Here is a 352-nt window from a genome sequence, read left to right on the forward strand (position 1 = left end):
TTTAACCCGGTCGGCATTAATTTCATGACCCGCATTTAACGTTATATTGTTGGCTTTATCGAACAAAACACCCTGGAGATCCAGTTTGTTGCTCGCGAACATCTGCACATTGTTGCTGGCCGAAATATGAGAAGAATCCTCCACGCCCATCGGCAGCCTAATGTCACCCTCGCGCGCGAGAAGCTCAATATTTTCCCCTTTCAGCCTGGTTTGACGGGCGGTGATACCTTTGCCCGCAATCAGTGTCAGATTTTTCTGTGCGGCCAATTTAATCTGACTGACATCAATTTCATGACCCGCGTTTAACGTTATCGTGTTTGATTTATCGAACAAAAGATCATAGAAATCCAGT

1 protein-coding gene is annotated in these 352 nt (G+C 45.5%); it reads right to left on the reverse strand.

The window, feature by feature from the left end; genetic code table 11:
• Nucleotides 1-333 (reverse strand): hemagglutinin repeat-containing protein (locus SLS51_RS23460; protein WP_323840871.1); only part of this gene is annotated, 333 nt, incomplete at its 3' end.
• Between the last annotated feature and the right edge of the window lie 19 nt (nucleotides 334-352).

This window comes from Photorhabdus africana, assembly GCF_035181445.1.
GTDB classification, from domain to species: Bacteria; Pseudomonadota; Gammaproteobacteria; order Enterobacterales; family Enterobacteriaceae; genus Photorhabdus; species Photorhabdus laumondii.